5 protein-coding genes are annotated in these 6,933 nt (G+C 64.2%); 4 read left to right on the plus strand and 1 reads right to left on the minus strand.

Annotation, left to right across the window (positions count from 1 at the left end; all coding sequences use genetic code 11):
• Positions 1–566 precede the first annotated feature (566 nt).
• From xdhA to VG320_RS22005, 4 genes are all read left to right on the plus strand, one after another.
• Entirely contained in the window at positions 567–2,141 is a 1,575-nt protein-coding gene (gene xdhA / locus VG320_RS21990) for a xanthine dehydrogenase small subunit (protein ID WP_327202180.1), read from the plus strand.
• A gap of 48 nt (positions 2,142–2,189) precedes the next feature.
• On the plus strand, positions 2,190–4,544 hold the full coding sequence (xdhB, locus tag VG320_RS21995; protein ID WP_327202181.1) for a xanthine dehydrogenase molybdopterin binding subunit: 2,355 nt from the start codon (positions 2,190–2,192) through the stop codon (positions 4,542–4,544).
• Positions 4,545–4,546: 2 nt separating this feature from the next.
• Complete coding sequence (gene xdhC, locus VG320_RS22000; RefSeq protein WP_327202184.1) at positions 4,547–5,161, plus strand: xanthine dehydrogenase accessory protein XdhC; 615 nt, start codon at positions 4,547–4,549, stop codon at positions 5,159–5,161.
• Positions 5,162–5,318: 157 nt separating this feature from the next.
• Positions 5,319–5,714: a DUF995 domain-containing protein gene (locus VG320_RS22005; RefSeq protein WP_327202182.1), complete on the plus strand. Its 396-nt coding sequence runs from the start codon at positions 5,319–5,321 to the stop codon at positions 5,712–5,714.
• Between the two features lie 64 nt (positions 5,715–5,778).
• On the opposite strand, the gene VG320_RS22010 is transcribed toward VG320_RS22005, so the two are convergent.
• Positions 5,779–6,804, minus strand: coding sequence for a LysR family transcriptional regulator (locus tag VG320_RS22010; RefSeq protein WP_327202183.1), 1,026 nt, complete (start codon positions 6,802–6,804; stop codon positions 5,779–5,781).
• Between the last annotated feature and the right edge of the window lie 129 nt (positions 6,805–6,933).

The raw sequence follows: 6,933 nt of genomic DNA on the forward strand, positions 1-6,933 counted from the left end.
CGGTGCGCGGGGGCGCCAAATCAGCGGACATGGGGAAAACGCGGATGGATAACGGCGGGAAAGGCGTGATTGTCCCATGGAACCGGTTCTTATGCAGACGTTGAAAACGCCATCCGTTGGGCGTATCCGACGGTTTTTTCGCTCGCAGAGGCTATGCCTGGCACGCAACTGGCGTCGCAACAGGCGGACATCCGCATGCGCGGAAATAGGCGGAGTTGGACGCGGGTTGGTCGGAATTGATGCTTGGCGCGCATGGACTACGCTCAATGTAAGGAGTGTTGCCTTTTTATGGTGCACGATCCCAGCAATGAAACTGTCCTATTCGAGCTAAATATCGACGATGACGCGCAAATCGGCCATTGCGCTATAAGCGCCGCACCACGGCGAAGCGCCGATTTATCGCCGCGACGATATATCCCACATGTACTTGCTGCTATGGGATCTCAATATTGGCGGTGATAGTTTTCGAACCGTCCACTGAAAGAATGCGCGGCGCGCGCCGGGAACCCCGCGATCCTCCGCAAGATTTTCGCCGCACGCCGCAGAAACACGACGAGACAGACATCATGAGTGAGCCGATCCGCTTCTATCACCGCAACGCGATTCGCGAAGTCAGCGACGCGGGCGTCACCCGCAGCGTTCTCCAGTATCTGCGCGAAGACGCGCGCTGCACCGGCACCAAGGAGGGCTGTGCCGAAGGCGACTGCGGCGCATGCACGGTCGTGGTCGGCGAGCGCAATGCCGAAGGCGGCGTGAGCTTCAAGGCCGTCAACGCCTGCATCCAGTTCCTGCCCACGCTCGACGGCAAGGCCCTCTTCACCGTCGAAGACCTGCGCCAGCCCGACGGTTCGCTGCATCCCGTGCAGCAGGCGATGGTCGACTGTCACGGCTCGCAGTGCGGCTTCTGCACGCCCGGCTTCGTGATGTCGATGTGGGCGCTTTACGAAAAGCATGGCCATGAACACGGCGCCGCTCAATGTGGCGCGGGTGGTGCAGGTGCTGCAGGTGGCGCAGGCGGCGGCTGTGCGGGCAAGAGCGCTTGCAGCACGCCCTCGCGCGACGACATCGCCAACGCGCTGACCGGCAATCTGTGCCGCTGCACCGGCTATCGGCCGATCCTCGACGCCGCCGAGCAGATGTTCAAGCTCGACGGCCCGAAAGCGCCCATCGACGTGAAGGCGCTCAGCGAAACGCTCGCAACGATCGAGCGCAAGGACACCTTCCACTACGAGCACAAGGGCCAGCAGTTCGACGCGCCGCGCACCGTGGAAGCGCTCGCCGCCATCAAGGAAGCGCGCCCGAACACGCGCATTCTCGCGGGCAGCACCGACATCGGCCTGTGGGTCACCAAGCAGATGCGCGAACTGGGCAACATCGTTTATGTCGGCCAGGTCGATGCGATGCGTGAAATCCAGGTGAGCGATACGTTCATCGAAATCGGCGCGGGTGTCACGGTCGAGCGCGCCTACGCGGAACTCGCGAAGCACTATCCAGAACTGGAAGAGATGTGGCTGCGCTTCGCCTCGCTGCCGATCCGCAACGCGGGCACGATTGGCGGCAACGTCGCCAACGGCTCGCCGATCGGCGACTCGATGCCGGGCCTGATCGCGCTGGGTGCGCGCGTGGTCGTGCGCGGCGGCGATGTGGAGCGTGAGATGCCGCTCGAAGACCTCTATCTGGCGTATCAGAAGAAGGACATGGCCGAGCACGAGTTCGTGCTGGCGCTGAAAGTGCCGACCCGCACCGGCGCGCGCGCGAACCTCAAGTTCCGCACCTACAAGGTGTCCAAGCGCTTCGACTCGGATATTTCGGCCGTGTGCGCCGCGTTCGCCTTTATCGCCGATGGCGAGATCGTGCGCGAGCCGCGCATCGCCTTCGGCGGCATGGCCGCCACCCCGAAGCGCGCCACCCACACCGAAGCCGTGCTGGCCGACGCGCAATGGCATGAAGCCACCGCGCAGGCCGCGATGATCGCGATGGGCAACGACTACGCGCCGCTTTCGGATATGCGCGCAACCAGCGACTATCGACTCGAAGCCGCGAAGAACACGCTGTACCGTTTCTGGCTGGAAACGCGCCCGCACGATCCGCTTGCGCCGCAGGCGATCAATGTGCGCGCCGTGGCAGCGGAAACTGCCTGAGAACCCAGGAAACGGAAGCAGTCAGCAAGAGATACGGAGAACTAAACCATGAACCAGCAAGCCGAACCGTTCCTGGAAGAAGCCAAAGCGCGTGAGCCGTTCGCACAGGTACACGTCTCGCGCCCGCATGAATCCGCGCATCTGCATGTGAGCGGACGCGCCACCTATACCGACGACATCCCGACCGTGGCCGGCACGCTGCACGCCGCGCTCGGGCTTTCGCAAAAGCCGCATGCGCGCATCGTCTCGATGAATCTGGCGAAAGTGCGCGCGACGCCAGGCGTCGTGGCCGTGCTGACCGCCGAGGACATTCCCGGCGTGAACGACTGCGGCCCGATCATCCACGACGACCCCGTGCTCGCCGACGGCATCGTGCAATTCGTGGGTCAACCGATGTTTATCGTCGTGGCGACTTCGCACGATACGGCGCGCCTGGCCGCGCGCCGCGCCGAAGTGCAATACGAAGAGCTGCCGCCGATCCTCACGGCGCAGCAGGCGCGCGCCGCGAATCAATCGGTGTTGCCGCCGATGAAGCTCGCGCGCGGCGAAGCCTCCACGCGCGCCGCGCGCGCTGCGCATCGGCATGAAGGCGAGATGCTGCTGGGCGGCCAGGAGCAGTTCTATCTGGAAGGGCAGATCGCCTACGCGGTGCCGAAGGACGACGACGGCATGCACGTCTGGTGCTCGACGCAGCACCCGAGCGAAATGCAGCATCTGGTTGCGCACGTGCTGGGCGTGGCTTCGCACAACGTGCTGGTGGAATGCCGGCGCATGGGCGGCGGCTTCGGCGGCAAGGAATCGCAGTCGGGCATTTTCGCGTGCTGCGCGGCGCTGGCCGCGTGGAAGCTGCTGTGCCCCGTCAAGCTGCGCCCGGACCGCGACGACGACATGATGATCACGGGCAAGCGTCACGACTTCCACTACACGTACGAAGTGGGTTACGACGATCAAGGCACGATCGAAGGCGTGAGCGTCGATATGACCTCGCGCTGCGGCTTCTCGGCGGATCTGTCGGGTCCGGTGATGACGCGTGCCGTTTGCCATTTCGACAACGCCTACTGGCTGCCCGACGTGTCGATCTCGGGTTTCTGCGGCAAGACCAATACGCAGTCGAATACGGCGTTCCGTGGCTTCGGCGGCCCGCAAGGCGCGTTCGCGATCGAATACATCATGGATGATGTGGCGCGCTCGCTCGGTCTCGATCCGCTCGATGTGCGCAAGCGCAATCTGTACGGCAAGACCGAAAACAACGAAACGCCTTACGGCCAGACCATCGAAGACAACGTGATTCACGAGTTGATGGACGAACTCGTGGAGACGAGCGGCTATCGCGCGCGTCGGGCCGCGATCCGCGAATTCAATGCGAAGAACGAAGTGCTCAAGAAGGGCATCGCGATCACGCCTTGCAAGTTCGGCATCGCGTTCAACGTGACGCACTTCAACCAGGCCGGCGCGCTGGTGCATATCTATACCGATGGTTCCGTGCTTGTGAACCACGGCGGCACCGAAATGGGCCAGGGCCTCAACACCAAGGTCGCGCAGGTCGTGGCGCACGAACTGGGCATCGAATTCGGCCGCGTGCGCGTGACTGCCACGGACACCAGCAAGGTCGCCAATACGTCGGCGACGGCGGCTTCGACTGGCAGCGACCTGAACGGCAAGGCCGCCCAGGACGCCGCGCGCCAGTTGCGCGAACGGCTTGCCTCGCTGGCCGCCACGACCTGGGGCAAGGGCCAGGTCAACGCGGCGGATGTGCGCTTCGCCAACGACTGCGCGATTGTCGGCGATGAAGTCGTGCCGTTCGGCACGCTGGTGCAGAAGGCTTATCTCGCCCGCGTGCAACTGTGGTCGGATGGCTTTTACGCCACGCCCAAGCTCTACTGGGATCAGGCAAAGTTGCGCGGCCGGCCGTTCTACTACTACTCGTATGGCGCGGCGGTGTCCGAAGTCGTGATCGACACGCTCACGGGCGAAATGCGCGTGCTGCGCGCCGACGCGCTGCACGACGTGGGCGCGTCGCTCAATCCCGCGCTCGACGTCGGACAGGTGGAAGGCGGCTTTATTCAGGGCATGGGCTGGCTCACCACGGAAGAACTCTGGTGGAAGCCGGACGGCAAGCTGATGACGCATGCGCCGTCCACCTACAAGATCCCGACCGTGAACGACACGCCGCCGGAGTTCAGCGTGAAGCTGTTCAAAAACCGCAACGCCGAAGACAGCATCCATCGTTCGAAGGCCGTGGGCGAACCGCCGCTGCTGCTGCCGTTCTCGGTGTTCTTCGCGATCCGCGACGCGGTGGCGAGCGTGGCCGACTACCGCTTCAATCCGCCGATGAACGCACCCGCCACCGCCGAGGAAATCCTCAAGGGCGTGCGTGCGGTGCGCGAAATGGCGCGCGGTTGAGACTGAAGCAGGCGAGAGAGGAGCGCGAGATGCGTAGTCATCCGAATCATTGCGTGAATGTCGACGACGCGGGCCGCGTCACGATCGGGCGGCGCAGCACGCCAGTGCCGCAGTACGGGCCGATGCACGTCGTGCTGTTCGGCGCGGGGCATGTTGGCCACGCGCTGGTGACGCTGCTCGGCATGCTGCCGTGCGTGGTGCAGTGGGTGGACGAGCGTGACGAGCTGTTCCCCGACGAAGTCCCGGCGAACGTGCAGGTCGAGGCGACCGACACGCCCGCCGCCATCGTCGACGAAGCGCCGCCCGGTGCGTTCTTCATCGTGATGACGCACAACCACGCGCTCGACTTCGAATTGTCGGAGCGCATTATGCGGCGGCGCGATTTCGCGTGGTTTGGCTTGATCGGCTCGCAGACCAAGCGCGTGAAGTTCGAGCGACGTTTGATCGAGCGCGGCGTGGAGGCAGAGCGCATGCACGAGATCACTTGCCCGATTGGCGTGACGGGAATCGTGGACAAGGCACCGTCTTCGATCGCCGTGGCCGTGGCGGCGCAGTTGATGCAGATGCGGGTGGCGGTGCCGGACAACGTGAAGCGCGAGGCCTTCGCGCGGGCGTAATCGAATCGAAAGAGCGAGAAAGGACGCAGTATCGACGCGCAAATGTAGCAAGCGCATCAATTTGCTTTTGGACCTTGCAGCAGCTTCAATAAATTGGGCGGCCAGTGTGCTGCCCAATTTGTTTTGCGCTGCTGCATGACGTTAAAAGAGGTCCAACATGAAAGTCCTGCTCGCAAGCCTTGCGCTCGCGCTCCCCGCGCTTGCCTCTTCCTCTTCCTTCGCCGACGGCGCCACGCCGCTCACGCACGACGAACTCCAGCAACTCATGCCGGGCGCGCAGATACAGATCACCTATGCCGACGGTTCGACGACGCTCTGGAAAGACGCCGACGATGGCAGTGTCGAAGCCGTCTGGACCTCGGGCTTCACCTCGTCGAAGCACTATTCGAGTCCCGGCACCGGCACCTGGAAAATCTCCGACGACGGCAAGTATTGCAGCCATATTCAATGGCGCAAGAACACCTCAGACTGGTGCAGCGCGGTCGTCAAGGGTGACGATGGCGAACTGATGCTCGCCGGTCATCCCGACTGGAAAATGAAAGTATCGAAATGACCGTGGAAGCGTTCGCGTAGAAGATGGTTTGCAATCCGAATGATCTCGGTGATTGCGCAAACCGTCAGGCCTCTTCCTGCGTCGAAGCAGGAAGGGTCTGCGCGGCGGCCTTGCTGCGCCCGCCCGACGCGCCACCTTTGCTCGCGCTGCCCGCACGTTTGCCGCCGCGCACCGTCAACGACGCCGACACGGCTTCGATCAGATCGCGCAGCCAGTACACGTCGCTTGGCCGGTCCGGTTGCGGATGCCACATCTGATAGCAGCGGATGCGCGGAAACGCAAAAGGCGGCTCGGCGACGGCAATCGGCAGCAGTCCTGCATAGTGCGTCGCGAAGCGCCGCGTGGTGGTGAAGATCAGATCCGATTGCAGCAGCACCTGCGGCACGAGACCAAAGTAGGGCAGCGTCGCGACGATATGCCGATGCGCGCGCGCCTTCGCGAAGCCGATATCGATGGGACTGGCGTTCGCGCCGGTATAAGGCGTGGGCGCGAGATGCGCTGCGGCCAGATAGGCCTCGCGCGTGAGCGGCGCGCGCGCGAGCGGATGATCGGCGCGCATCATGCAGACGATGCGGTCCGTGAACAGGTCGCTGCGCGCGAAACGTGCGTCCGGCTTCGGCCAGTTGCCGATCACGATGTCGAGTTCGCCCGCCTCCAGCGCGCCGTAGTGATCGAGCGTGGGCGACAGCGACAGGATCTCCAGCCGGGCCGCGGGCGCCGCCTCGCGAAACCAGGCGATCAGCGTCGGCATGAAGAAGTCGTTGAGGTAATCGGGCGCGGCCACCCGGAAGGTGCGTTTCGAGCGCTCGGGGTCGAAGTCGCCGTGCGGCGTGGCGACGAAATCGACATCGCGCAGCACGCGCTGGGCGTGCGCGAGCAGCGACTCGCCGTATTCGGTCGGCACCATGCCGGCCTTGCCGCGCACGAGAATAGGGTCGCCCAGGATCTCGCGCAGCCGCCGCAGCGCCGTGCTGATGGCCGGCTGGGTCTGGTTCAGCCGCAGCGCGGCCTGCGTGACGCTGCGCTCGACCAGCAGCGTGCGCAGCACGCGCACGAGCCAGATGTCGAGGGAAAGGGCAGTGTCGTCCATGTGATGCAAAAACGTGGGGAGATCGGGCTTAAACCCGGATTTAAACCCGGTTCTGGAGGCCGCGTGGGAGGCGGCCGCCGCGCTGCGCACGCACGGCTTCAGGCATAACCTTATGCCGCCTCGCGCCCG

Source organism: Paraburkholderia sp. (assembly GCF_035948235.1).
GTDB lineage: Bacteria > Pseudomonadota > Gammaproteobacteria > Burkholderiales > Burkholderiaceae > Paraburkholderia.